The sequence below is a fragment of the Reyranella sp. genome (assembly GCF_965279465.1).
GTDB lineage: Bacteria > Pseudomonadota > Alphaproteobacteria > Reyranellales > Reyranellaceae > Reyranella.
The window spans coordinates 1,002,615-1,026,228 of sequence record NZ_OZ257242.1 but is presented as its reverse complement, the minus strand read 5'-3'; the positions used below and the strand labels follow the sequence as shown (position 1 = coordinate 1,026,228).

Sequence of the window (23,614 nt, the reverse complement as noted above, 5' to 3'; positions counted from 1 at the left end):
ACGACAATGTGCAGAATTAACGTCCAAAAGGGCAGGGGGATGCGTCAGCCGACACGCATTAGTCGCAAGCGTGGATCGAGCAGGTCGCGTAGCCCATCCCCCAGCATATTGAGCCCCAGAACAGCCAGCGCGACCGCCAAGCCGGGCCAAAGCGCCAGTTCGGGAGCTTGGAAGATGTAGGTCTGGGCATCGCGCAGCATGCGTCCCCACGAGGGAACCGGCGGCTGCGCTCCAAGACCGAGATAGGACAGGCCGGCTTCGGCCAGGATCGCGACAGCGAACTGGATGGTCGCCTGGACGATCAGCATGCTGGCGATATTGGGCAGGACATGACGCCAGGTGATGCCGAACGGCCCCTGTCCCAGCGCCGTGGCGGCACGCACGAAGTCGCGGCTCCACATCGCGAGCGCCGCTCCGCGCGTCACCCGTGCGAATACAGGAATGTTGAAGATGGCAATGGCCAGGATCGCATTGCGGGCGCTGGCGCCCAGCACGGAGGTGATCAGGATGGCAATCAGCACCGCGGGAAAGGCGAAGATCAGGTCCGACGTGCGCGACAGCGCCTCGTCGACCCAGCCGCCGCGCGCCGCGGCCCAGGCGCCGAGCGTCACGCCCACCGACATGCCGATCGCCACCGCGATCAGCCCGACCGTGATCGAGGTTTGCGCGCCAACCATGATCCGCGACAGCACATCGCGGCCGAGATGGTCGGTCCCCAGAAGGTTCTGGGGCGACGAGGGCAGCAGCTTGAACCGCATGCGCAGCTCGTCGACCGGAAAGGGCGTCCAGAACAGCGAGACCAGTGCGGTGCCAACGAACAGCAGCAGCAGGATAGCACCGAGCTGGAAGCCGATGTGGCGCCGGGCGCGGACGAGGAAAGCGGTCATGCCGCAACCCGCGGCCGGGGATCGAGCAGTGCGTAGGCAACGTCGACCAGCAGGTTCACGACCAGCACCAGGATGGTGAATAGGATCACGACATTCTTGATCACGATCAGGTCGCGGTTGTTGATCGAGTCGTAGACGAGCTGGCCGACGCCCGGCAGTCGGAAGACGCTTTCGATGATCACCGCGCCGGCTACCAGGAAGCCGGCGATCAGGCCAGCCACGGTCGTCACCGGGATCATTGCATTGCGCAGCGCGTGGCGGAACAGCACGACGTGCTCCGGCGCGCCTTTTGCCCGTGCGGTGCGCACATAATCCTCCCGCAGGGTGTCGAGCATGGCCGAGCGCGTGACCCGGGTGAGGATCGCGATCTCGCCGAGCGACAGCGACAGTGCCGGCAGGATCAGCGCCCGGATCGATCCGGCCAGGTCCTGCCGCCAACCCGGAAAACCTCCCGAGGGAAACACCTGCCAGGTCACGGCGAAGACCAGCACCAGCACGATGCCGAACCAGAAGTTCGGGATCGAGATGCCGATCTGGGTGAACCCCATCACACCCCAATCTCCCGCCGTGCCGTGCTTCCACGCGGCAAACACGCCAAGCGGGATGGCGACCAGCAATGCCCAGCTCAGTGCAAGGGCGCCGAGCGGCAGGGTGACGGCGAGGCGGTCGCCGATCAGCTTCGCGACCGAGGTGCCGTAGGCGTGGCTGTTGCCGAGATCGAAGGTCAGCAGCCCGCCGATCCAGTGCAGGTAGCGGACCAGCAGCGGCTGGTCGAAGCCATACTTCGCGCGCAGCGCGGCCAGCGTGTCCGGCCGCGCATCGGTCCCCAGCATGATCAGCGCCGGATCGCCCGGCAGCACCTCGACGACGGCGAAGACGACGACCGTCGCGAGAGCCAGCGTGACGAGAGCGGCGGCGAGGCGGCGGGAGAGGAAGTCGAGCATCAGGGTACTGTGTCATCCCGAGCGCAGCGAGGGATCTTTCCTGATCCAGGAAAGATCCCTCGCTGCGCTCGGGATGACAGCATTGCGTTGCTGGCTCAGGCCTTCCAGGACACGCCCGTCAGATCGGTCGCCGGTGTCGGCGAGTTCTCCCACATGCCGACGAGTTCCTTCTTCCAGACGCCGATCTTGGCGAGTTGGTAAAGATACCCGTTCACCGCGTCGCGCGCGATGATGCGCTGGCAGTCCTTCAGCAGCTCGTCGCGCTTGGCGAAGTCGGTGGCGGCCACGACCTCGCGCCACTTGGCCTTGAACTCCGGCGAATTGTAGTTCCAGTAATAGCCATCGCGCGCATAGCGATCGATGTCGTTGGCTTCGGTGTGGGCCACGATCGTGAGGTCGTAGTTGCGCTCCTTGAAAACCTCGGAAAGCCATTGCGGCCACTGCAGCTGGGTGATCGCGACCTTGATGCCGATCTTGCCGAGCTGGCTTGCGAGCACCTCACCCGCGCGCTGCGCATAGCCCACGGGTGGCAGCTTGAGGCTAGCCTCGAAGCCGTTGGGATAGCCCGCCTCGGCAAGCAGCGCCTTGCCCTTGGCGATGTCGAACGGACAGGTCTTCGTCAGGTCGACATAGGCCTTGTTGTGCGGCGCGAAGTGGCTGCCGATCGGGGTGCCGAAACCGGACTCGGCATCGATCAGCTCGGCGCGGTTGATCGCGTACGCCATCGCCTGCCGCACCTTGGGATTGTCGAACGGCTTCTTGCCGTTGTTGGTCGCCAGGATCACCTCGCCCTCGGTCGTGCCGACGACCACGGCGAAGCGCGGGTCTTTCTTGAGACGCTCGACCAGCTCGGGCGCCTGGAATCCGGGGAAAGTATCCACGTCGCCGGCGAGCAGCGCGCTCACCTGTGCCGACGGGTCCTTCACCACCTTGAAGATCACCGTGTTGAGCTTGATCGACGCCGCGTCGCGATAGGTCGGCGCCTTCACCAGCGTGATCGAATCGCCTTCCTTGCGCTCCTTGAACATGAAGGCGCCGGTGCCGACCGGATGCTTGTCGTTGGTCGGCGCCGACTTTGGGTGCTGGATCGCCGCGTCGCACAGCGCGATGTTGTAGAGCAGGTAGGAGTTGGGCGTCTTCAGCGTGATCCTGACTGTCGTCGGATCGACTGCCTCGACCGACGCGATGTCGGTGTAGAGCGACTTCGCCGGCACGGTGGAGTCGGCGGCGAACAGCCGGTCGAGTGCGAACTTCACAACCGAGGCGTCGAGCGACTCGCCGTCATGGAACTTCACGCCCTGCCGCAGCTTGAAGGTGTAGACAAGGCCGTCGGGTGAGATCGTCCAGCTCTCGGCGAGACCGGGAACGATCGCGCCGGTGCGATCGATGCGCGCCAGGCTCTCGAAGATGTTCTGGTAGGTGATCTCCCGGATCGCCGCGGCGGCATTCTTGTTGGGATCGAGCACCGGTGGCTCGAGCGACATGCCGAGCACGAGCTTGTCCTTGGCCTGAGCCCAGGCCTCCGGGCCGAACGTCGGAAACACGGCAAACGCAGCCGCGGCGCCCATGACATGACGTCGTGAAAAGCTCTGCACGATTTCCTCCTTGTGCTGGGGGTAATCTATCAGCGGCCGAACACGTCCCGCCAGCCGCGCGCCAGACCGAGTGTCGCGGCATTGTAGACACCGCGCGCCACGGCACGCGCAAGACAATCCGCAGCCACCGTGCCGAGCTCGGCCAGCGCCAGCGGATCGTTGCCGAGATCGTGCATGCCTGTGGCGATCGAGAACACGGTGTCGCCATCCTGTGGCGTATGCACGGGCCGGATCGAACGGGCGAGCCCATCCTGCGCCATCATCGCCAACCGCTCGGCCGACGCCTTGTCGAGCCGTGCATTGGTCGCCACCACCGCGATGGTGGTGTTGGCGCGCGGATCGCTGCGCGCGGCATCTGCCGGATCGTGTGTGAGGTCGGCGCGATCGTGCGACACCGCGAGCGCGAGGCCGTGCTTGGGTGGTGGCAGGCCGCCGAACTCGCCGTTCTGCTCCAGCGCCCAGGCCCAGAATTGCGGCATGCCGCCCATGGTCGTATAGCCGCGCGAGTTGACTGCCACGAGCGCACCGACCTGCAGCCCGGTTGCCGGATCGACCGCCGACGCACTGCCCAATCCTCCTTTGAGATTACCTGCCTTGGCGCCCACGCCGGCGCCGGCATTGCCCAAGGCGAAGTCGCGCGCCGATGCACCGGTCGCCTGATAGGCAAGGTCGCGATAGGGTGGCCAGTCCCACTCCTTGTCGCCGCCATTCAGCAGGTCGAACAGGATCGCGCTGGGCACGATCGGCACGACCACGCCGCCGACCGCCAATCCCCGGCCGCGCTCGCGCAGCCAGCGCATCACACCGTCGGTGGAGGAGAGGCCGTACGCCGAACCACCCGAGAGACAGATCGCATCCACCCTGTCGACGCGGCAGGACGGATCGAGCAGATCGGTCTCGCGCGTGCCGGGCGCGCCGCCACGGACGTCGACCGAGGCGACGAACGGGCGCTCGCCCAGCACGACAGTGACGCCCGAGCGCAGGCGATCGTCCCCGGCATTGCCGACAAGCAGGCCGTCGACGTCGGTGATCAGGTTGCGCGGGCCGGCCCTCAGCATGGTCAGTCGAGCTGCAGGGTGAGGGCCTTGAGATACGCAGTCTCCGGCAGGTTGGGATGCACCGGATGATCGAGCGCCGCGCCGGAGGTCAGCAGGATGCGGCCGGTGCGCTCGGCATCGCGCAGGCCGCGCCGCACCTGATCGGCAAAGAGCGGCAGGTCGACGAGATGGGAGCACGAGGCGACAAAGAAGAAACCGCCGCGCGCCACCAGTGGCGCGGCGAGCCGCACCATCTTGCGATAGCCCTGCGCGCCGATCTTGAGATCCTTGCGGTTCTTCACGAAGGCCGGCGGATCGCAGATCACGACGTCGAACTTGCGCGCCATCGTGCCGCCGAGCTTCTCCATCGCCTCGAAAGCCTCGGCCTTCTCGAACGACACGACCTTGTCGACCCCGTTCAGGGTTGCCGCTTCCATCGCCGCATCGCGTGCCGCCGCCGAGCGATCGATGCAGAGCACCGACTTCGCCCCTTGCTTTGCCGCAAGCACGCCGAAGCCGCCGCTGTAGCTGTAGACGTCGAGCACGTTCGCATCCCTGGCGAGGCCTGCGACGAAGCGGCGATTATCGCGCTGGTCGTAGAACCAGCCGGTCTTCTGGCCTTCCGACAGATCGGCGACGAACTTGGCGCCGTTCTCGATCAGTTCGATGGCACCGGATGCGTCGCCCTTGGCGACCACGACCTCACGCGGCAGCCCTTCGAGCACGCGCACCGGCGAATCGTTCTTGAGCACGATGGTCTTCGGCGACAACTCGGCCTCAAGCGCCTCGAGCAGCACCGGCGTCAGCGCATCCATGCCGGCGGTATTGACCTGCACCACCAGCGCATCGCCGAAACGGTCGACGATCACGCCTGGCAGGCCGTCGGCCTCGGCGTGGATCAGCCGGTAGAACGGAACGCCGATCAGCCGGTCGCGCAATTCCACCGCCCGCGCCAGCTTGCGGCCGATGAACAGCGCATCGACGACCGCTTCCGGGTTCGACGTCAGCAGGCGCGTGGCGATCAGCGAATGCGGATTGAAGGTCACCAGCCCCAGCGCCTCGCCGCTCGGTGCGCGCAGGGTGGCGATCGAGCCCGCCGGGATCGCCTTGGTCTCGGCGTCCATCAGGATCTCGTTGGAGAACGCCCACGGGTGGCCGTCGCGCACCCGCCGGTCCTCGCCGGAACGCAGCAGAACGCTGGGCAGCTTCTTGGCCAAGATCAGTCTCCTCTGGGCGATTTCGCCACTTCTGAGTGGCTTACTCGCCTTTGGCGACGCCATCGCGCCGCGGATCGGCGCCGCCTTCCCAGCCATCGCCGGAACGGCGGATGGCGGTCAGTCCGCCTTCATGCCGGCGGACTTGTACTTGATGGCCGAGCCTGCGCAAGGCGTCTGCCTGCGCGGGCAGTGCGCCTTTGTCCTCGAGCTCGGTCGGACCGTTCATATTGGCGACCCGCGGCAGGTCGAGGGCAGCCTGCGGCGAGAGGTTCCAGTCGAGCATGCCGACCAGCGCGTGGAAGGTGTCGCCGATGATGCGCTGGCCGCCGGCTGATCCGACCGACAGCACCAGCTTTCGGTCGCGATCGAGCACGATGGTCGGCGACATCGACGAACGCGGCCGCTTGCCCGGCTCGACCCGGTTGGCGACCGGCTTGCCGTCGCGCTCGGCGAAGGGCGAAAAATCGGTCAGCTCGTTGTTCAGGATGAAGCCGCCCACCATCATCTCCGAGCCGAACGGCGCCTCGATCGTCGTGGTGAAAGCCACCGCATTTCCGGCGCGGTCGACGATCGTCATGTGGCTGGTGCCGTGCTCGACATAACCCGGCGCAACGGGACCGCCCGGCGGCTCCATGACGTGGTCCCCGGCGATCAGCTTGCGCCGCTCGGCGAGGTACGCCGGGGCGATGAGAGCCTGTGTCGGCACCGGCACGAACCCCGGATCGGCCACATACTGCCCGCGATCGGCGAAGGTCAACCGGCTGGCCTCGGCAATCAGATGGAGCGCGCGCAGGTCGTTGGGCTTCTCTTTCGCCAAATCGAACGGCTCGAGCAAGCCGAGCAACTGCAGGATGGCGATGCCGCCCGAGGACGGCGGCGGCATGCCGCACACGATCCAGACGCGATAGGGTCCGCACACCGGCTCCCTTTTGATCGGCTGGTACGCAGCCAGATCGGAAAGCGCCAAGGTGCCCGGCCGCTTGTTGCCGTGGACGCGGGCGACCATCTCTTCGGCAATCGGTCCCTCGCGAAGCACCCGGGTGCCCTCCGTCGCGATGCGCTGCATCGTGTCGGCGAGCGCCGGATTGACGACCCTCTCACCCTGCTTCTTCGGGCTTCCGTCGGCGTTGAAATAGGTCGCGCGCGCCCCGGGATCCTCGCGAAACGCCTTGATGATCCCGAGCCAGGCCGCGAGTCGCGGCGATACCGCGAAGCCGTCGCGTGCCGCCGCGATCGACGCGCCGAACAGGTCGGCCCACGGCAGCTTGCCGTGCTCCTTGTGCGCCAGCTCCAGAAGCGCGACGGCGCCGGGCACGCCGACCGACATGCCCGAGGCCACGGCATCGAAGAACGGCAGCGGCTGGCCGGCGGTGTCGAGGAACATGCCGGGCGTGGCGCCCATCGGCGCCGTCTCGCGGCCGTCATAGACGGTGATGCCGCGCGTCCACGCGTCGTAGTAGAGCAGGAAACCGCCGCCGCCGATGCCGGAGGCCTGCGGCTCGACCACGCCGAGCATCATCTGCACCGCGACGGCCGCATCGATCGCCGAGCCGCCGCGCTTCAGCACATCGAGGCCGGCCTCGACCGCGAGCGGATGGGCGGCGGCGACCATCTGCTGCGGCTCGGCCCGTGCCGCCTCTCCCCCAATCGATACCGGCAAGAGAAAGGCGACAAGCGCAAGCCATCGCCTCATGCGCGACGGGCCACGATGAACAGGCGGCGGAAGGGGAACAGCGTGATGCCGTCGGCGCGCGTCGGATAGGCCTCGGCGATCAGCTTCGCATAGGCCTCGTAGAACTGCGTCCGCTCGGGCTCGGCCAGCGCCTCGAGGAACGGCCGCAGGCCGGTGCTCGAGGTATACTGCGCCACCGGATCCTTGCCGGTCAGCACCTGCTGGTAGATCGACTCCCAGACCTCGAGATCGGACGAGAGCGGCTTCAGCACGTCGAAGTACTGCGCGGGCTCCTCGACCCGCGCGATGCCGCCGACGCCGGCCAGCTTGCTCGCCCACGGCCCCGATTTCGCCGCCTCATGCATCAGCGCATGCGACGGCGCCTCGTGGTTGCGCGGCATCTGGATCGCGAGCTGGCCGCCAGACGGGAGCAGCTTCATCAGGCCGGGAAACATGTCGATATGGCCCGGCAGCCACTGGTACGCGGCGTTGCTGTAGAGGATCGACGGCGGCGCGTCGGGCTTGAAGTGCGCCAGGTCGCCCTTGGCGAAGCTGACCCGCGGATCGGTGGTCTGGCTGCGCGCCTTCTCCAGCATCTGCTCGGACGAATCGATGCCGACCACCGGCGCGCCAGGAAACCGCTCGGCCAATATTCGGCTGATGTTGCCCGCGCCGCAGCCGAGGTCGTAGATCGCATGGCCCGGCCGCGCGGCATTGGCAGGGTCGAGCCGGCCCATCAGGTCGAGCGCGGGCCGCATGCGCGCATCGGCGAACTTCAGGTAAAGATTGGCATCCCAGACGGTCGATGCGAGCGCCACGATCACTTCTCCTCGAAGGCAGCGTCCACCGGGACGCGATAGGCCATGGTGATCTTGTTGCCCTTCTGGGCCGCCAGAACCACGCGCATGAACTCCTCGTGCATCTCGTCCGTCATGCCCTTGTTGCGCGCCATCGTGCCGTGCGAGGCGATGCAATAGTCGCACTGATTGGCGATCGAGATGGCGAGATAAACTAATTCCTTGGTGAGCGGATCGAGCTTGCCCGGCGCGAACGCGGCCTTCATCTCGGCCGCAAACTGCTCCATCACGCCAGGGTGGCGGGCAAGCGCTTTCCAGACTTTATTGATGTTCGCAGGATCGATTCCCCGGGCCGCCGCGATGCCCTCCACCACGGCCTTCGCACGAGGCACCATGTCCTTGTATTCAACCAGCTTGGCCATGGCGCCCTCCTCCGGTTTTTTGATCAGATCAGGTGTGCTGGGAGCGCGGCTCTCCAGAGCCGCTCTTCTTCGGATTGCCCAATTCCATGAGCGGCTCTGGAGAGCCGCGCTCCCAGCACGACGCCCCAATCTAATACATGTGCTGCCCGCCGTTGATCGACAGCGTCGAGCCGGTGATGAAGCCGGCATCGTCGGCGATCAGAAACAGCACGCCGCGCGCGATCTCGTCGGCCTTGCCGAGCCGGCCGACCGGGATCTTGGCGACGATCTTCTCGAGCACCGGGGCGGGCACGGCCGAGACCATGTCGGTGTCGGTATATCCCGGCGCGATCGCGTTCACGGTGATGCCCTTCGATGCGCCTTCCTGGGCCAGCGCCTTGGTGAAGCCGTGGATGCCCGACTTGGCGGCGGCGTAGTTGACCTGCCCGTACTGACCGCCCTGGCCGTTGATCGAGCCGATGTTGACGATCCGGCCGAAGCCGCGCGTGTTCATGCCGTCCCATACCGCCTTGCTGACGTTGAAGCAGGAGCCGAGGTTGGTGTCGATCACCGCATCCCACATCACGCGGTCGAGCCGGCGCATGGTCGAATCACGCGTGATGCCGGCATTGTTCACGACGATGTCGATCGGCCCGAGATCCTTCTCGATCTGGGCGACGGCCGTTTTGACCGCATCGAAGTTGCTGACGTCGAACTTGTAGACGGCGATGCCGGTCTCTTCCTTGAAGGCCGAGGCAGCGACGTCATTGCCGGCATAGTTGGCTGCGACGTTGTAGCCCCTGAGCTTGAGCATTCTCGAAATTGCGGCGCCGATCCCCCGCGTCCCGCCCGTCACCAATGCCACTCGTCCAGCCATGCGAACCTCCCTTTGCTTTGGGAGGCCAGCTTAGATCATCTCTGCGGAACTTCCCATTTCCGCGATGGATTTCCCCGCTGCTCTTCAGTCGCAAACCATCTCCGGTTGGCGCACCAGGCTCACTGCCTGTGACATCAGGATAACGAGCATCTGAACGGCGAACACCACAACCGCCAGATACAGGCAGGCCTCCGCGCCGAACAGGCCGCCGACCAGCGCGCCCACGCCTGCTCCGACGGGCCGGGCGCCGTACGACAGGATGTTGATCGCCGACACGCGGCCCAGCAGGCGAGGCGGGGTCACCGACTGGCGCAGCGTCGTCGTGCTGATCACCCACAGGATCGGGCCGGCACCGAGCAGGAAGAATCCCAGGCCCGCGAGCAGCGGTGTGGGGAAGACCGTCGTCAGCGCAATCACCGCCGAGGCGACGAAGCCGGTGACCGGGCCGAGGCCGATGACCGTGCCGAACGGCAGCCGGCGCATGATCCGGGTCGCCGCGAGCGCGCCCACCACCATGCCGGCGCCGTACATCGCCAGGGTGATGCCGACGCCGCTCGGCGACAGGCCGAGATGTCGGAAGGCGTAGGGCACGAAGACCGCAAGGATCAGGAACCATGCCGCACCGAAGATGAACTGGGTGATGAAGACCGGCCGCAACAGGGCATGACGGAAGACGAACGCCGCGCCTTCCCGGATGTCCTGCACCGGATGGCGATGCTGCGCCGCTACCCGCACCGGCTCGTGGATGCGTGCCAGCAGCACGACCGCGACCGCCGAAAGCGCCGCGGCAAAGCCGAAGGCCGGTCCGGCCCCGATCCATCCGACCAGCAGGCCGCCCAGCGCCGGACCGCTTGTGAAGGCGACCGTGCGCGCGAGCTCTATCCGAGCGTTGGCCGCCGGCAACGCAGACGGCGCGACCAGGGACGGAACGAGCGACGGTACGGCAACGCTGTAGACGACGGTGCCGCACACCGCGACGAAGCCCAGGGCCGCGAGCAGCGGAAGGGTGATCCAGCCGAGCACGATGAGCGCCAGCGTCGCCAGCAGAGCGGCGGCCCTGAGCGCCTCGGCACTTGCCATCAAGTGGCGGCGCGACAGGCGATCGGCCATCAGGCCGGCCGGAATGGCGAACAGCACGAACGGCAGGGTGAGGACGGTCTGCAGCACGCCGGTCTGTCCCTCGCCGGCGCCGAGCAGCAGCACGGCCACGATCGGCGCAGCGGCGAGCGCGACCTGCTCGGCCGATTGCGCTGCAAGATTGGACCAGGCCAGCCGGTTGAAGGTCGGCGGCAGCTTGTCTTGGTCGGACGACGTCATGCGGGGCTCCGGGTTGTCGGCCCGGAACCTAGGGAGCGTTCCCCGACCTCTCTATCCGGGCGCGGCCTCGTATTGCTACAAGGCGCCATGACCGATGCGCCGCGCCCACCCTTGCCGCCCTTCACGCCCGAGAGCGCCGCGCAGAAAGCGCGCGGGGCCGAGGATGCCTGGAACAGCCGCGATCCGGCGCGTGTGGCACTTGCCTACACGTCCGACAGTGTATGGCGCAATCGGTCGGAATTCCTGCAAGGCCGCCCGGCGATCGAGGCGTTCCTGACACGCAAGTGGGCGAAGGAACTCGACTACCGACTTATCAAGGAACTATGGACGTTCGGCAGCAATCGCATCGCCGTGCGCTTTGCCTACGAATGGCACGACGATTCCGGCAACTGGTTCCGCTCGTACGGCAACGAGAACTGGGAGTTTGCCGACAACGGGCTGATGCGCCGCCGCCTCGCCTCGATCAACGACCTGCCGATCGCCGCGGCTGATCGCAAGCTCCATTGGCCCGCGCCGGGACCGCGGCCCGCCGATCATCCCGGCCTCGGCGATCTCGGGTTCTGACGCCGATAGAGCGTCAGCGAGCCTCTTCAACTAATCTTGGCTCCAACTCAGGTCATGGGAGGAACAAGGATGAAGAGCGGAAGCGCGATTTCCAGAAGGACGGCGGGCCTCGGCATTGCGGCGGCCAGCCTTCTTGCGACGCAGGGCGGGGCGGTCGCCCAGGACTTCCCCAATCGCGCCATCACCATCGTCTGCCCGTTCGGGCCCGGCACGGCCATCGACATCATCGGCCGCCAGCTCGCGCAGCACATGACGGGCACGCTCGGCCAGAGCGTGATCGTCGACAACCGGCCAGGTGCCACGGGCAACATCGCAACCGATTACGTCGCGAAGTCCTCGCCGAACGGCTACACGATCTACATCACGAGCACGAGCATCATCGTCAACCAGTTCGTCGGCGCGCCGGCCAGCAGCCTGTCGAAGGACTTCGAGCCGGTGGCGATCAGCGGGACCCTGCCCTACGCCGTGCTGGTCCCGACCTCCCTGCCGGCGCAGAATCTTCAGGAACTCGTCGCGCTGGCAAAGGCCCGGCCGGGCAAGCTGAACTACGCCGGCTATGTCGGCGGCGTCCCGCAGTTCCTCGGAGAAATGCTGAACCGAACGGCAAACGTCAACATCGTGATGGTGCCCTACAAGAGCACGACCGACGCGGCGAACGATTTCGTCACCGATCGCATCCAGGTGCTGTTCACGCCCGTCCCGTCGGGCCTTCCTTTCCAGGCCAGCAAGCAAGGCCGGATCATTGCCGTGACGGGCGGGAAGAGAGCGACGATTCTGCCCGATGTGCCGACCATGCGCGAGGCCGGCTTCCCCGACCTCACGGTCGAGGTCGGCTACTTCTTCCTGGCGCCCGCCGGGACGCCGAAGCCGATCGTGGAGAAGCTGAGCAGCGCCATCATCGAGGGCCTGCACGATCCCAAGGTATGGGCAGCACTGGCAGCCCAGGGCGTGGAGAAGAAGGAGGGCGGGCCGGAGGAGACGAGAGCCTATCTCGCCGACGAGTTGCGCAAGTGGGAGGCGATCGTGAAGCAGTCGGCAGCGGCGGCGAAGTGATTGCTCGTGCTTGATAAGCTCTTCCTCCCCCGCTTGCGGGGGAGGTGGCGCGGTAATCCGCGACGGAGGGGGTGTTACACGAGATCGTGCGTCACGCCCCCTCCGTCAGCGTAAGACGCTGACACCTCCCCCGCGAGCGGGGGAGGGAAAGCAATCCATAGAAGCAAAGAGTACTCTGCCCGGAGAGCTCAGTCGCGCTGGACGCACATGGCGATGCCCATGCCGCCGCCGATGCAGAGGGTGGCGAGGCCCTTCTTGGCGTCGCGCTTCTGCATTTCATAGAGCAGGGTCGTCAGCACGCGCGCGCCAGATGCGCCGATCGGATGGCCGAGCGCGATCGCGCCGCCATTGACGTTGAGCTTCTCGGGATCGAGGCCGAGTTCCTTGCCGACAGCCAGCGCCTGGGCGGCGAAGGCCTCGTTGGCCTCGACGAGGTCGAGATCCTTCACCGTCCAGCCGGCCTTCTTCAGCGCTTCCTGCGACGCCGTCACCGGGCCGATGCCCATCACCTTCGGATCGACGCCGGTGGTCGCCCAGGACACGATCTTTGCGAGCGGCGTCACGCCGCGCTTCTTGGCTTCGTCGGCACTCATCAGCACCAGCGCGGCCGCGCCGTCGTTGATGCCCGAGGCGTTGCCGGCCGTCACCGAGCCGCCGTCCTTGGTGAAGGCCGGGCGCAGCTTGGCCAGCGCCTCGACCGTCGTGCCGTGGCGCGGGAATTCGTCGGTATCGACCACGACGTCGCCCTTGCGGGTCTTCACGGTGACCGGGACGATCTCGTCCTTGAAGCGGCCGCTCTTCTGCGCCGCCTCGGCCTTGTTCTGCGAGCCGGCGGCGAAGGTGTCCTGCTCGACCCGGGTGATCTGGTACTTCTGCGCCACGTTCTCGGCGGTGTTGCCCATGTGGTAGCCGTTGAAGGCGTCCCACAAGCCGTCCTTGATCATGGAATCGACCAGCTTGAAGTCGCCCATCTTGGTGCCGTCGCGCATGTGGGCGACGTGCGGCGCCTGGCTCATGCTCTCCTGGCCGCCGACCACCATGATGCTGGCGTCGCCGTTGCGGATCGCCTGCCAGCCGAACGCGACCGCGCGCAGGCCCGAACCGCAGAGCTGGTTGATGCCGAGCGCGGTCTTCTCGACCGGGATGCCCGAGTTGATCGCCGCCTGGCGAGCCGGGTTCTGGCCCTGACCGGCCGACAGGATCTGGCCCATGATCACTTCGTCGACTTCCTCGGGCTTCACATGCGCGCGCTCGAGCGCGCCCTTGATTGCGGCCTTGCCGAGGTCGTGGGCCGGAACGGCGCTGAACGCGCCGTTGAACGAGCCGATGGGAGTACGCGCCGCGCTAGCGATGACGATGTCGGTTGCCATGAGTTCCTCCGTAGGCCGCCCTGTGGGCAATGTTATAGGCCGGTTGTCGAGGCGGGCAAGCCCGCCGGCCTGGCCGCCGGCCAAGGTTGCCGGCGGGCGCTGGCGTTGATTCAGCTCCGGACGGGCGCCAGGGCCTCGAAGCGCTGCCGATAGCGCCGGCTCAAATTAACTTCCGCGCCGTCCTGAAGGCGAATGCGCCAGTCGCCACTGACCCACGGCGTCACTTCCGCCACCCTCGCGATATTCACGACATGTGACTTGTGAACCCGCACGAAGCGCTTGGGATCGAGCTCGCCTTCGAGCCTGGCGAGCGAGGAGCGGATCTCGAAGGTCTCGCCGCCGACATGCAGGATGGCGTAGTTGCCCGAGGCCTCGATCCAGTCGATGTCGGCCATCTCGATCACCACCTCGCTGCCGCCGCGCTTGCGGACCGTGAAGCGCTCGGGCCGCGCAGGCACCGGTGCGGACACCGGAACGGGCACGGGCGCGGCTGCAGGGACAGGCGGCACCTCCGGCCAGGTCTTGGCCGCGTCATAGCGCTGCAGCAGATAGTGGAGCGCCAGCACTCCGGTCGTCAGCATGAGATAGGAGACGAGATCCTTCGCGAACTCGTATTGCAGCCGCTCGACCGTCAGCGGGAAATTGTAGGAAACGCCGACGACGGCGTTGAGCCAGAGCAGCCGCAGGGCCGCCATGCCGGACGTGTGCAGCAGGCTGAACGGCACAACCCCGGCAACATGGACCAGCAGATTGCGCGGTGCCCCACCGATCGGGTATCGACGATGCAGCCAATAGAGAGCGGGCAGCAATGCCGCGACCACGATGTGGCTCGTGATCTCATCGGTGAGCGGCCGGCCGACGGAGATGGCCTGGCCGCGGCGGGCTTCGTCGGCCACCGCCACGTAAGTGCGCGTCGCGATCGAGACGGCGAACAACACCGCCCAGACCGCCGGCAGGCGCCAGTCGAGGCGTCGCTCCGCCCCCGGCATCAGTGCGCCTTGAGCCAGTCGATCAGCGGCGTCCAGCACAGCTCGCGCGCGCGGCTGCTCACCACCATGCCGATGTGACCGAGCGGCAGGTCGAGCCGCGTGACGTTCTTCAGGCCGCGCTTTCGGTCGGCCAGCGCCGCCGCCGAGAGAGGCGGCACGATGCGGTCGCCCGACGGGATCATCACCAGCGCGGGCTTCGTGATCCTGCGCGGCACGATGGGCTTGCCACCCACGATCCATTTCCCGATGCCCGGCAGGTTGTCGCCGTACCAGCCGACCAGGCACTCGCGCGCGGTCGGACCGGCGAGCGGCGCGCCCTCGTTCAGCCAGTCCTCGAGGAGCACGAAGTCGCGCGCGGAATCGCCCTGCTGGTCCATGCCGAGGAAGCGGCCGAACTTCTTCATCGCCAGCCAGGGATCGAGCGACCAGAACAGGGTCTGCAGCGCATCGACCGGCAGCTCGCCGAGCTTGTCGGCCAGTTGCGCCAGCAAGGGCCCGGCCGAGAGCAGGAAAGCGTGGCCGGCTTTGTCGGCATGGAAGTCCCACGGGGCGGCGAGCAGAGCGAGCTTCGCGACCCGGCGCTGCTGGCGCGCGGCAAGCGCCACGGCGAGCGTGCCACCCATGCAATAGCCCATCACCGCCGGCGCGCGGCGGGCGCGCTTGCCGACATAGGAGACCGCGCGCTCGAGCCGCGCGACATAGGCGGACAGGTCGAAGCGCCGCTCCTCCGCATCGGGCGTGCCCCAGTCGACCAGGTACGGCCGCAGGCCGTTCGCCGCCATGGCCCGCAGCAGGCTCTTCTCGGCATTGAGGTCGAGCACTTCCCAGCGGTTGATCAGCGAGGGCACGACCAGCACGGCGCGCGTCCCCTTCTTGCGTGCTGCGCGATCGGTCAGGCCGTAATCGAGCAGCCGGGTGTTGCCCTCCTGCCAGACCGCCGCCGGGTTCTCCAGGGTGCGATGGACCGGATGGCGGCGATAAGCCAGAACGCCTTGGGCCAGGCGATCCATCCGCCGGCCGATCTCGCGGTGAAGCGCCTGCTCGAAACCGCCCTTGCCCGCGCGCGTCTCGAGTGCGGCAACGTCCCTCAGGACCTCGGCCAGCGCCTCAGGCGCGGTCGAGCTTGGACTCGAGCTGGGCGAGTCGCGCTTCCAGAGCTGCCACGCGCTTTCGGAGCTCGCCCAGGTCATCAGCGCCGTGCTGAGATGAAGCGGCAGCGGACGCGGTCCCAGGCGGGGATGCTGCATGCGGAACTCCTTGGGCGGCCTGCAGGACGGCTGCGACTTGTGCGTTGGCGGCCGCGAAAAGGCGGGCGATCTGCTCGGTCAGGGCCTGATCGCCGGCAATACCCGACAACTGGTTTTGCCAGAGATCGAGATAACGGCGCGCCAACCCGTCGAACTCGGTGCTGTCGTCCTTTTCCGAGGTCATGGCGGCACTATAGCGCATCGTCGGGCGAACGCCTCTTTCGCAGCCGCTTTACGATTGCAGGGGCAGCGCGCTGCTTGTCGCACTGCGGCATCGGGGCTAAGGTCACCGCCAGGGTGGGTGAGGAGCGCAGCGTAATGGCCGATCAGCCTGCACCGGAAAGCGGACCCAAGCCCGCGCCGGTCGTCATCAAGAAGTACGCGAATCGGCGGCTCTACAATACCGCGACCTCCGCCTATGTGACGCTCGAGCATCTGTCGCAGATGGTGAAGGAGAAGACCGACTTCGTAGTCTACGACGCCAAGACCGGCGAGGATATCACGCGTCCGGTGCTCACCCAGATCATCTTCGAGGAAGAGAGCAAGGGCGGCCAGACGCTGCTGCCGATCCCTTTCCTGCGCCAGCTGATCTCGTTCTACGGCGACAGCCTGCAGGGCGTGGTGCCGCAGTATCTCGAGATGTCGATGAGCCAGTTCGCGCGCAACCAGGACCAGATGCGCCGCTACCTGCAGAATGCGTTCGGCTTCAACCCGTTCCAGCAGTTCGAAGCGATGGGCAAGCAGAACATGGCGATGTTCGAGAACGCCATGCGGCTGTTCAACCCGTTCGCCGCCGGGCAAGCCGGGATGATGCCGCCCGCCGGACAGGCCAACGGCTCCGTCGAGCCGCCCAGGCCCGACGCGCCGGCGGCGCCGGCGCCGGGCAGCGACGCGGCCATCGAGGACCTCAAGCGCAAGCTCGACGAGCTGCAGAGCCAGCTCTCGGACCTCAGCAAGAAATCCTGAGCCGATGGCCGATCCGGCGCCACAGCCTTATGCCGCCCGGCGCGTGATGTCGCCGTGCAAGAGCATCTGCATCATGGACTCCAGGAGCAACCTCTGCCTCGGCTGCAAGCGCACGATCGACGAGATCGCCCGCTGGTCGATGATGAACGACGACGAGCGCCGCACGATCGTCGCCTCGCTGAAGGCAAGGAAGCTCTGACCAGTCTCTTCTCTCCGTATTGTGCGGGGTATCGCCTGTGACCCTCCCGTCGTCTAGACTCGCGCGGGGGTAGTCCCCAGGCTTAGGAGCGCGATGCGCGGAGCGGAGAGACCTTGTGCCCACCGGTCCGCGCTTATCGGTGGAGAAATGGTCTCTCCACGCGGCCCTTCGGCCCTCGGTCGATCGTCACGACCTTCGGGAAACGTCGGGAAGGATGTTTGCACGGTCTGGCATTTTTCTTGCTGTTCGCGTCGCACCAACAGGGGGCAGATCATGGTGGTATCCCGTCGCAAGCTTCTCGTGTCGACCGCCGCAGGCGCATTCGCGGGGGTGGCATCGCCCTTTGTCATCCGCAACGCCGGCGCCGCCGATACCATCAAGATCGCAGGGATTCACGACACCTCGGGCGGCCTCGATATCTACGGCAAGCAGATGGTGGCTACCCTCGATCTCGCCGTGAAGGAGATCAACGCCGCGGGCGGCGTGCTGGGGCGCGAGATCCAGCTGATCAACTACGACCCGCAATCGAACATCCAGCTCTACACCCAATACGCGACCGAGGCGGCGACCAAGGAAAAGGTCGCCGTGGTCCATGGCGGCATCACCTCGGCATCGCGCGAGGCGATCCGGCCGCTGCTCAAGCGTTACAACACGCTGTATTTCTACAATACGCTGTATGAAGGCGGCGTGTGCGATCGCAACATCTTCTGCACGGGATCGACGCCGGCGCAGACGGTCGAGAAACTCGTGCCCTACGTCCAGAACAAGTGGGGCAAGAAGATCTACACCATCGCCGCCGACTACAACTATGGTCAGATCACGGCCAAATGGGTGAAGAAGTACGCACAGGACAATGGGGGCTCGGTCGTGCAGACCGACTTCTTCCCTCTCGACGTGACCGATTTCGGCCCGACCATCAAGAAGATACAGGCGGCAAAGCCCGATCTCGTGATGTCGGCGCTGGTCGGCGCCGCGCACATTTCCTTCTATCGCCAGTGGGCCGCCGCGGGCATGAACAAGCAGATACCGTTGGCCTCGACGACCTTCGGCAACGAGGTGGTGATCACCTCGCCCGAGGAGCATAACGGCTTCATCGTCGCCTTCGCCTATCTCGAAGGCATCGATACGCCCGCGAACAAGAAGTTCGTCGAGACCGTGCACGGCAAGTACGGCATCCCGCACATGACCGAGCTCGCGACCATGACCTATCAAGGCATGTATCTCTGGGCCGATGCCGTCAAGAAGGCCGGATCGGTCGACCGCATGAAGGTGATCCAGGCGCTCGAGGACGGCGCTTCCTATACCGGCCCGGCAGGCAAGACCACGATCGACCCGCAGACTCACCACACGGTGCTCGACGTCTATATCGGCGAGGCCAAGGACAAGAAGTTCAACGTCGTCCAGAGCTTCTCGCAGCAGACCCCGGCCGACACCGCCGCGGTCTGCGACCTCAAGAAGAATCCCAACGAGAACAAGCAGTATGTGATCGACGTGAAGACCTGACGGCCCGGCGCGAGCCGCCCGTCATGGACTACATCGTCATCCTCCTGCTGCAGATCGCCAGCGCGATCGCGAGCCTCGTGCTGCTGAGCATCGGGCTCGCGGTGATCTTCGGCATGATGCGCGTCATCAACCTCGCCCACGGCGAGTTCCTGATGCTGGGCGGCTATGCCGCGATCACCGCCTACAACAAGGGCGTCAACCTGTGGATCGCGATGGTGGTGGTGGCGCCACTCACGGTCGGGCTGTTCGGCGCGATCGTCGAGCGTCTGGTCATTCGCCATCTCTACGGCCGCCTGATCGACACCATGCTGGCCACCTGGGGCCTGAGCCTGGCCATGATCGGCTTCGTCACCGTGGTGTTCGGCAACACCGTCTCAGGCATCTCGGCGCCGCTCGGCAGCCTCGCCATCGGCAGCTACCGCACCGGCGCCTACGAGCTCTTCCTGGTTCTCGTGGCCATCGTGCTGCTCGGCGTCGGCTGGGCGACGTTGCGCCTCACCCGACTCGGCCTGATTGCGCGCGGCACCATGCAGAACGCGAGCATGGCCGCGGCGCTCGGCACCAACCCGACGGCGGTCTATGCCGTGACCTTCGCCGTCGGCTCCGCGCTGTCCGGCCTGGCCGGCGGGCTGCTGGCGCCGCTGTCGGGCGTCGTGCCGACGATCGGCGCCACCTACATCGCCAAATCCTTCATCACCGTGATCAGCGGCGGCGGCGCAATCCTGTCGGGCACCGCGGCCGCTTCGGCGCTGCTCGGCGCGATCAACACCGCCACCACCTTCGCCTTCACGCCCGTCCTGGGGGAGGTGGCGCTGCTGGTCGCGGCAGTCGTGCTTCTGCGGCTGCTGCCGCAGGGCATCACGGGTCGGTTCTTCCGGAGAGCGCTGTGAGCCGCGTCGCGCGCCACGTCGGGAATCTCGCCGCACTCGCCGTTGGGCTTGCGGTGCTGTTCGGGCTGCCCGCATACGCCGAGACCTACATGGTGATCAACGCGACGATCTTTGCCGCTTTCGCCATCCTCGCCCTGTCGCTCGCGCTGGTGTGGGGCTATGCCGGCATCCTGTGCTTCGGCCAGGCGGCGTTCTTCGGCCTTGGCGGCTACACCTACGCCGTCGCCGCCATCAACTTCGGCGAGACCACGCCGGCGGCGCTGCTCGCCGTGCTGCTGCCGACCCTTTTTGCCGGCATGCTCGGCTACTTCATGTTCTGGGGCCGCATCAGCGACGTCTATCTCGGCGTGATCACGCTTACCGTGTCGCTGATCTTCTTCCGCTTCGTCAACCAGACGGCCGGCGAGGAATGGAACATCGGCGAGGCGCCGCTCGGCGGCTTCAACGGCATCCCCGGCACGCCGATCCTGAACTGGCCGGGCCGGCCGGGCGAGCAGCTTGCCCCGGAGAATATCTTCAGCCTGTCGGTCGCGCTGCTGATCATCGTCTACTTCGCGTGCAAAGCGCTGCTGGCCACCAGGTTCGGCCGGGTGATCGTTGCGATCCGCGAGAACGAGACGCGTGCCGAGCTTCTCGGCTACGACGTGCGGCTCTACAAGCTCGCCGTCTTCATGATCGGCGGCGGCATGGCCGGCCTGTCGGGCCTGCTGTTCGCCAACTCGGTGTTCGTCAGCCCCACCATGTTCAGCCTTCCGGTCAGCGGGCAGATCATCATCTGGGTGATCGTGGGCGGCCTCGGCACGCTGATCGGGCCGGTGATCGGCTGCATCCTGATGCAGATCCTGACCAACTACCTCGGCACCTTCTCGCAGCTCAAGGGCTTCGGCTGGGTCGATCCGAACCTGGTGCTGGGCATTCTGCTGGTGGTGTTCGTGCTGCTGGTGCCCAGGGGGCTGACCGCCCTCGCGGCCGACAGCTTTCGTGCCGTCACCGGACGCCTGCGTCGACCGGCAGCCGACCCGCCACCGGTCGGCGAGCGGCGAGCCTCGACTCCATGACCGCAACGACGGGCAACCCGCCCTTGCTCGAGACGCGCGGTCTCACCATGCGCTTCGGCGGCGTGGTCGCGGTCGACGATGTGAGCTTCAGCCTGCGCGAGGTTGAGCTGCGCTGCGTGATCGGCCCCAACGGCGCGGGCAAGAGCACCTTCTTCAAGTGCCTGACCGGGCAGCTCAAGCCAAGCGCGGGCACCATCAGCTTCCGGGGCGCTTCGATCGCCGGCATCGGCAGCTCGGCGATCGCCCGGCGCGGCGTCGGCATCAAGACGCAGGTGCCGAACGTGTTCGATGGGCTGAGCGCGCGCGAGAACGTCTGGATGGCGGCGGTCCGCGTGGCGCCGGGCCGGCTTGCCGAGAAGCGCACCGACGAGGCGATGGAACGGGTCGGCATCGCGACGATCGGCGACCGCACCGTCGGCCAGCTGGCGCACGGCCAGCGGCAGCTCGTCGAGCTGGCGATGGTGATCGCCCCCGAGCCCGATCTGATCCTGCTCGACGAGCCGGCCGCAGGGATGACCGACGAGGAGGTCGATCGGCTGGTCGGGCTGATTCGCGAGCTCAACCGCAGCCACGCGCTGGTCGTGGTCGAGCACGACATGCAGTTCATCCGCCGCATCGCCAAGACCGTGACCGTCTTCCATCAGGGCGCGGTGCTGGTCGAGGGTGACGTTGCCGACATCCTGAGCAACGAGCAGGTACGCGATGTCTATCTCGGCAAGCAGGCCGCCTGATGCTCGAGCTTCGTGGCCTCGCCTCTGGCTACCAGAAGATCCCGATCATCCAGGGCGTCAGCCTCGACGTGGCCGAGGGCGAGTTCGTCGGCATCCTCGGCCACAATGGCATGGGCAAGACGACGCTGCTCAAGACCATTGTCGGCCAGCTTCCCGCCACCGCGGGTACGATCCGCTTCGGCGGCACCGAGATTCAGGCCCTGCCCTCGCATCGCCGCGCCCGGCTCGGCCTGGGATACGTGCCGCAGGGCCGGCAGATCTTTCCCGCCCTGTCGGTGCTCGACAACATGCGCATGGGGGCGGCGAGCGCCGGGCTCGGCGATTCGGTGCTCGACGAGGTGATCGAGCTGCTACCGCGGCTCAAGCCGATCCTCGGCCGTGCCGGCGGCGTGCTGTCCGGGGGCGAGCAGCAGATCCTCGCCCTGGCGCGCTGCCTGTGCGGCCATCCCCGCTTCATCCTGCTCGACGAGCCGACAGAAGGCATCCAGCCCTCGATCATCGGCGAGATCATCGACATCCTGCTGCAGCTCAAGGGCCGGCACCGGCTTACCATCGTGCTGGTCGAGCAGAATCTCGACTTCATCCGCCGGCTTTCGGAGCGGGTGCTGATCATCCAGAAGGGCCGCATCACCGGCGAGATCCCGCCCGAGCATCTGGCTGACGACGCGCTGGTCGCGGAGTTCGTCGGCACGAGCGTGCACTGACCATCGTCCAAGGGAGAAAATATCCATGGCAAGCGTGAAGATGCCGACACCGGCCGAACTGGCGGAGGTGGGCAAGCAACTCGGGATGAACCTGTCCGACAGCGACGTTGCCTTCTTCCTCGACACGATGGCGGGAAACGTCGCGGCCTACAACCTGCTGGAAACGCTGCCCGACAACCTGCCGGTCGTGAAGTATCCCCGCACGCCCGGCTACCAGCCCCAAGGCGACGAGAACAAGTTCAATCTCTGGTACTACAAGAGCGAGATCAAGGGCGCGCCGGAGGGCAAGCTCAAGGGCAAGCGCGTCGCGCTGAAGGACAATGTCTGCGTCGCCGGCGTGCCGATGATGAACGGCGCCTCGACGCTCGAGGGCTACATGCCCGATGTCGACGCCACGGTGGTGACGCGCGTGCTCGACGCGGGTGCGACGGTGGTCGGCAAGGTCCGTTGCGAGTATTTCTGCTTCTCGGGCGGCAGCCATACCTCGGCGCCCGGCCCGGTCCACAATCCGCGCAAGTACGGCTATTCCGCGGGCGGCTCGTCGTCGGGCAGCGCCGCCGTGATCGTGACCGGCGAGGCCGACATGGCGATCGGCGGCGACCAGGGCGGCTCGATCCGCATGCCGGCGGCCTATTGCGGCATCGTCGGCATGAAGCCGACCTGGGGCCTGGTGCCCTACACCGGCATCATGCCGATCGAGCTCACCCTCGACCATACCGGCCCGATGACGGCGACCGTGGAGGACAATGCGCTCATGCTCGAGGCGATCGCCGGTCCCGACGGGCTCGATCCGCGCCAGATGGGCTGCACCGTCGATGCCTACACCAAGGCGCTTACCGGCAGCGCCGCCGGCCTCAAGATCGGCGTGGTGAAGGAAGGGTTCGGCCATCCGCAGTCGGAGCCGGTGGTCGACGATCTGGTGAAGCGGGCCGCCGCGAAATTCAAGGAGCTCGGTGCGACCGTCGAAGAGGTTTCGATCCCCTGGCACATCACCGGCATGGCGGTGTGGTCGGCGATCGCCGTAGAAGGGGCGACCTGGCAGATGATGCTGGGCAACGGCTACGGCTTCAACTGGAAGGGCCTGTACGTGACCAGCCTGGTTGACGCGCACTCGGCGTGGCGCGAGCGGGCGGACGAGCTGTCCGACACGCTGAAGACCACAATCCTGTTCGGCAAGCACGCGCTGAACAAGTATCGCGGGCACTACTACGCCAAGGCCCAGAATCTCGCCCGCACCCTGAGCGCGGCCTACGATTCGGCACTTGCCAAGTACGATCTGCTGCTGATGCCGACCTTGCCGCTGCGCGCGACGAAGCTGCCCGATCCGGCCGGGCCGCGCATGGACATCATCAATCGCGCCTTCGAGATGCTGCCCAACACCGCGCCGTTCGACGTGACCGGCCATCCTGCCATCACCCTGCCCTGCGGCCTGAGCGACGGGCTGCCGGCCGGGGTCATGCTGATCGGCAAGCACTGGGATGAGTCCACGATCTACAAGGCGGCTCACGCTTACGAGACCAGCCAGGATTGGAAGAAGATCCTGGCATAGCGATCAGGGGCATCCAGCGGAACTTTGCGGGGGGCGGGGAACAGGAG

The 23,614-nt window shown here is 66.6% G+C and carries 24 protein-coding genes; 10 read left to right on the top strand and 14 right to left on the bottom strand.

Going from position 1 to position 23,614, the window contains the following annotated elements; all coding sequences use genetic code 11:
• Positions 1–44: 44 nt before the first annotated feature.
• The 10 genes from ACQY8M_RS04990 to ACQY8M_RS04945 form a co-directional block, all read right to left on the bottom strand.
• Positions 45–887 (bottom strand): ABC transporter permease, encoded by an 843-nt coding sequence (locus ACQY8M_RS04990; protein ID WP_428669476.1) that lies wholly within the window; start codon positions 885–887, stop codon positions 45–47.
• The gene (locus tag ACQY8M_RS04985; RefSeq protein ID WP_428669474.1) at positions 884–1,831 is read right to left on the bottom strand and encodes an ABC transporter permease; all 948 of its coding nucleotides are present in this window, start codon (positions 1,829–1,831) and stop codon (positions 884–886) included. Before ACQY8M_RS04985 ends, ACQY8M_RS04990 begins: the two co-directional genes overlap by 4 nt.
• 95 nt (positions 1,832–1,926) lie before the next feature.
• The gene (locus ACQY8M_RS04980) at positions 1,927–3,426 is read right to left on the bottom strand and encodes an ABC transporter substrate-binding protein (protein ID WP_428669472.1); all 1,500 of its coding nucleotides are present in this window, start codon (positions 3,424–3,426) and stop codon (positions 1,927–1,929) included.
• A 29-nt stretch (positions 3,427–3,455) separates the two neighbouring features.
• Positions 3,456–4,484: a P1 family peptidase gene (locus ACQY8M_RS04975; RefSeq protein ID WP_428669470.1), complete on the bottom strand. Its 1,029-nt coding sequence runs from the start codon at positions 4,482–4,484 to the stop codon at positions 3,456–3,458.
• A gap of 2 nt (positions 4,485–4,486) precedes the next feature.
• Positions 4,487–5,680, bottom strand: a complete 1,194-nt coding sequence (locus tag ACQY8M_RS04970; protein WP_428669468.1) for a class I SAM-dependent rRNA methyltransferase — start codon at positions 5,678–5,680, stop codon at positions 4,487–4,489.
• Positions 5,681–5,720: 40 nt separating this feature from the next.
• On the bottom strand, positions 5,721–7,373 hold the full coding sequence (gene ggt, locus ACQY8M_RS04965) for a gamma-glutamyltransferase (protein ID WP_428669466.1): 1,653 nt from the start codon (positions 7,371–7,373) through the stop codon (positions 5,721–5,723).
• Positions 7,370–8,170 carry a methyltransferase domain-containing protein gene (locus tag ACQY8M_RS04960; RefSeq protein ID WP_428669464.1) on the bottom strand — a complete coding sequence of 267 codons (801 nt, stop codon included), beginning with the start codon at positions 8,168–8,170 and terminating at the stop codon, positions 7,370–7,372. The genes ggt and ACQY8M_RS04960 overlap by 4 nt, the downstream gene beginning before the upstream one ends.
• Before the next feature lie 2 nt (positions 8,171–8,172).
• Entirely contained in the window at positions 8,173–8,571 is a 399-nt protein-coding gene (locus ACQY8M_RS04955; protein ID WP_428669462.1) for a carboxymuconolactone decarboxylase family protein, read from the bottom strand.
• A gap of 130 nt (positions 8,572–8,701) precedes the next feature.
• Complete coding sequence (phbB, locus tag ACQY8M_RS04950) at positions 8,702–9,364, bottom strand: acetoacetyl-CoA reductase (protein ID WP_428669460.1); 663 nt, start codon at positions 9,362–9,364, stop codon at positions 8,702–8,704.
• 147 nt (positions 9,365–9,511) lie between these two features.
• Entirely contained in the window at positions 9,512–10,744 is a 1,233-nt protein-coding gene (locus tag ACQY8M_RS04945; protein ID WP_428669458.1) for an MFS transporter, read from the bottom strand.
• Between the two features lie 87 nt (positions 10,745–10,831).
• On the opposite strand from ACQY8M_RS04945, the gene ACQY8M_RS04940 reads away from it, so the two are divergent.
• Positions 10,832–11,308, top strand: coding sequence for a DUF1348 family protein (locus tag ACQY8M_RS04940; RefSeq protein ID WP_428669456.1), 477 nt, complete (start codon positions 10,832–10,834; stop codon positions 11,306–11,308).
• A 69-nt stretch (positions 11,309–11,377) separates the two neighbouring features.
• Positions 11,378–12,361 carry a Bug family tripartite tricarboxylate transporter substrate binding protein gene (locus ACQY8M_RS04935; RefSeq protein WP_428669454.1) on the top strand — a complete coding sequence of 328 codons (984 nt, stop codon included), beginning with the start codon at positions 11,378–11,380 and terminating at the stop codon, positions 12,359–12,361.
• Positions 12,362–12,549: 188 nt separating this feature from the next.
• Here the strand turns inward: ACQY8M_RS04935 and ACQY8M_RS04930 are convergent, their stop codons facing one another.
• The 4 genes from ACQY8M_RS04930 to ACQY8M_RS04915 form a co-directional block, all read right to left on the bottom strand.
• A complete protein-coding gene (locus ACQY8M_RS04930) occupies positions 12,550–13,731 on the bottom strand; it encodes an acetyl-CoA C-acetyltransferase (protein ID WP_428669452.1) in 1,182 nt (393 codons plus the stop codon).
• Between the two features lie 110 nt (positions 13,732–13,841).
• Positions 13,842–14,720, bottom strand: coding sequence for a LytTR family DNA-binding domain-containing protein (locus ACQY8M_RS04925; protein ID WP_428669450.1), 879 nt, complete (start codon positions 14,718–14,720; stop codon positions 13,842–13,844).
• The gene (locus ACQY8M_RS04920) at positions 14,720–15,910 is read right to left on the bottom strand and encodes an alpha/beta fold hydrolase (protein WP_428669448.1); all 1,191 of its coding nucleotides are present in this window, start codon (positions 15,908–15,910) and stop codon (positions 14,720–14,722) included. The genes ACQY8M_RS04925 and ACQY8M_RS04920 overlap by 1 nt, the downstream gene beginning before the upstream one ends.
• Positions 15,828–16,151, bottom strand: a complete 324-nt coding sequence (locus ACQY8M_RS04915) for a hypothetical protein (RefSeq protein ID WP_428669445.1) — start codon at positions 16,149–16,151, stop codon at positions 15,828–15,830. Before ACQY8M_RS04915 ends, ACQY8M_RS04920 begins: the two co-directional genes overlap by 83 nt.
• Before the next feature lie 134 nt (positions 16,152–16,285).
• Between ACQY8M_RS04915 and phaR the strand changes: the two genes are divergently transcribed.
• The 8 genes from phaR to ACQY8M_RS04875 all read left to right on the top strand — a co-directional run bounded on the left by phaR (position 16,286) and on the right by ACQY8M_RS04875 (position 23,567).
• Positions 16,286–16,933: a polyhydroxyalkanoate synthesis repressor PhaR gene (phaR, locus tag ACQY8M_RS04910; protein WP_428669443.1), complete on the top strand. Its 648-nt coding sequence runs from the start codon at positions 16,286–16,288 to the stop codon at positions 16,931–16,933.
• 4 nt (positions 16,934–16,937) lie between these two features.
• Positions 16,938–17,132 carry a DUF1289 domain-containing protein gene (locus ACQY8M_RS04905; protein ID WP_428669440.1) on the top strand — a complete coding sequence of 65 codons (195 nt, stop codon included), beginning with the start codon at positions 16,938–16,940 and terminating at the stop codon, positions 17,130–17,132.
• A 273-nt stretch (positions 17,133–17,405) separates the two neighbouring features.
• The gene (locus tag ACQY8M_RS04900; protein ID WP_428669438.1) at positions 17,406–18,635 is read left to right on the top strand and encodes an urea ABC transporter substrate-binding protein; all 1,230 of its coding nucleotides are present in this window, start codon (positions 17,406–17,408) and stop codon (positions 18,633–18,635) included.
• A gap of 23 nt (positions 18,636–18,658) precedes the next feature.
• Positions 18,659–19,525 (top strand): ABC transporter permease subunit, encoded by an 867-nt coding sequence (locus ACQY8M_RS04895; protein ID WP_428669436.1) that lies wholly within the window; start codon positions 18,659–18,661, stop codon positions 19,523–19,525.
• The gene (locus tag ACQY8M_RS04890) at positions 19,522–20,583 is read left to right on the top strand and encodes a branched-chain amino acid ABC transporter permease (protein WP_428669434.1); all 1,062 of its coding nucleotides are present in this window, start codon (positions 19,522–19,524) and stop codon (positions 20,581–20,583) included. The genes ACQY8M_RS04895 and ACQY8M_RS04890 overlap by 4 nt, the downstream gene beginning before the upstream one ends.
• Positions 20,580–21,314 carry an ABC transporter ATP-binding protein gene (locus ACQY8M_RS04885; protein WP_428669432.1) on the top strand — a complete coding sequence of 245 codons (735 nt, stop codon included), beginning with the start codon at positions 20,580–20,582 and terminating at the stop codon, positions 21,312–21,314. The genes ACQY8M_RS04890 and ACQY8M_RS04885 overlap by 4 nt, the downstream gene beginning before the upstream one ends.
• Positions 21,314–22,018 (top strand): ABC transporter ATP-binding protein, encoded by a 705-nt coding sequence (locus ACQY8M_RS04880; protein WP_428669430.1) that lies wholly within the window; start codon positions 21,314–21,316, stop codon positions 22,016–22,018. Before ACQY8M_RS04885 ends, ACQY8M_RS04880 begins: the two co-directional genes overlap by 1 nt.
• A gap of 25 nt (positions 22,019–22,043) precedes the next feature.
• Positions 22,044–23,567 carry an amidase gene (locus ACQY8M_RS04875; RefSeq protein WP_428669428.1) on the top strand — a complete coding sequence of 508 codons (1,524 nt, stop codon included), beginning with the start codon at positions 22,044–22,046 and terminating at the stop codon, positions 23,565–23,567.
• The last annotated feature ends 47 nt before the right edge of the window (positions 23,568–23,614 follow it).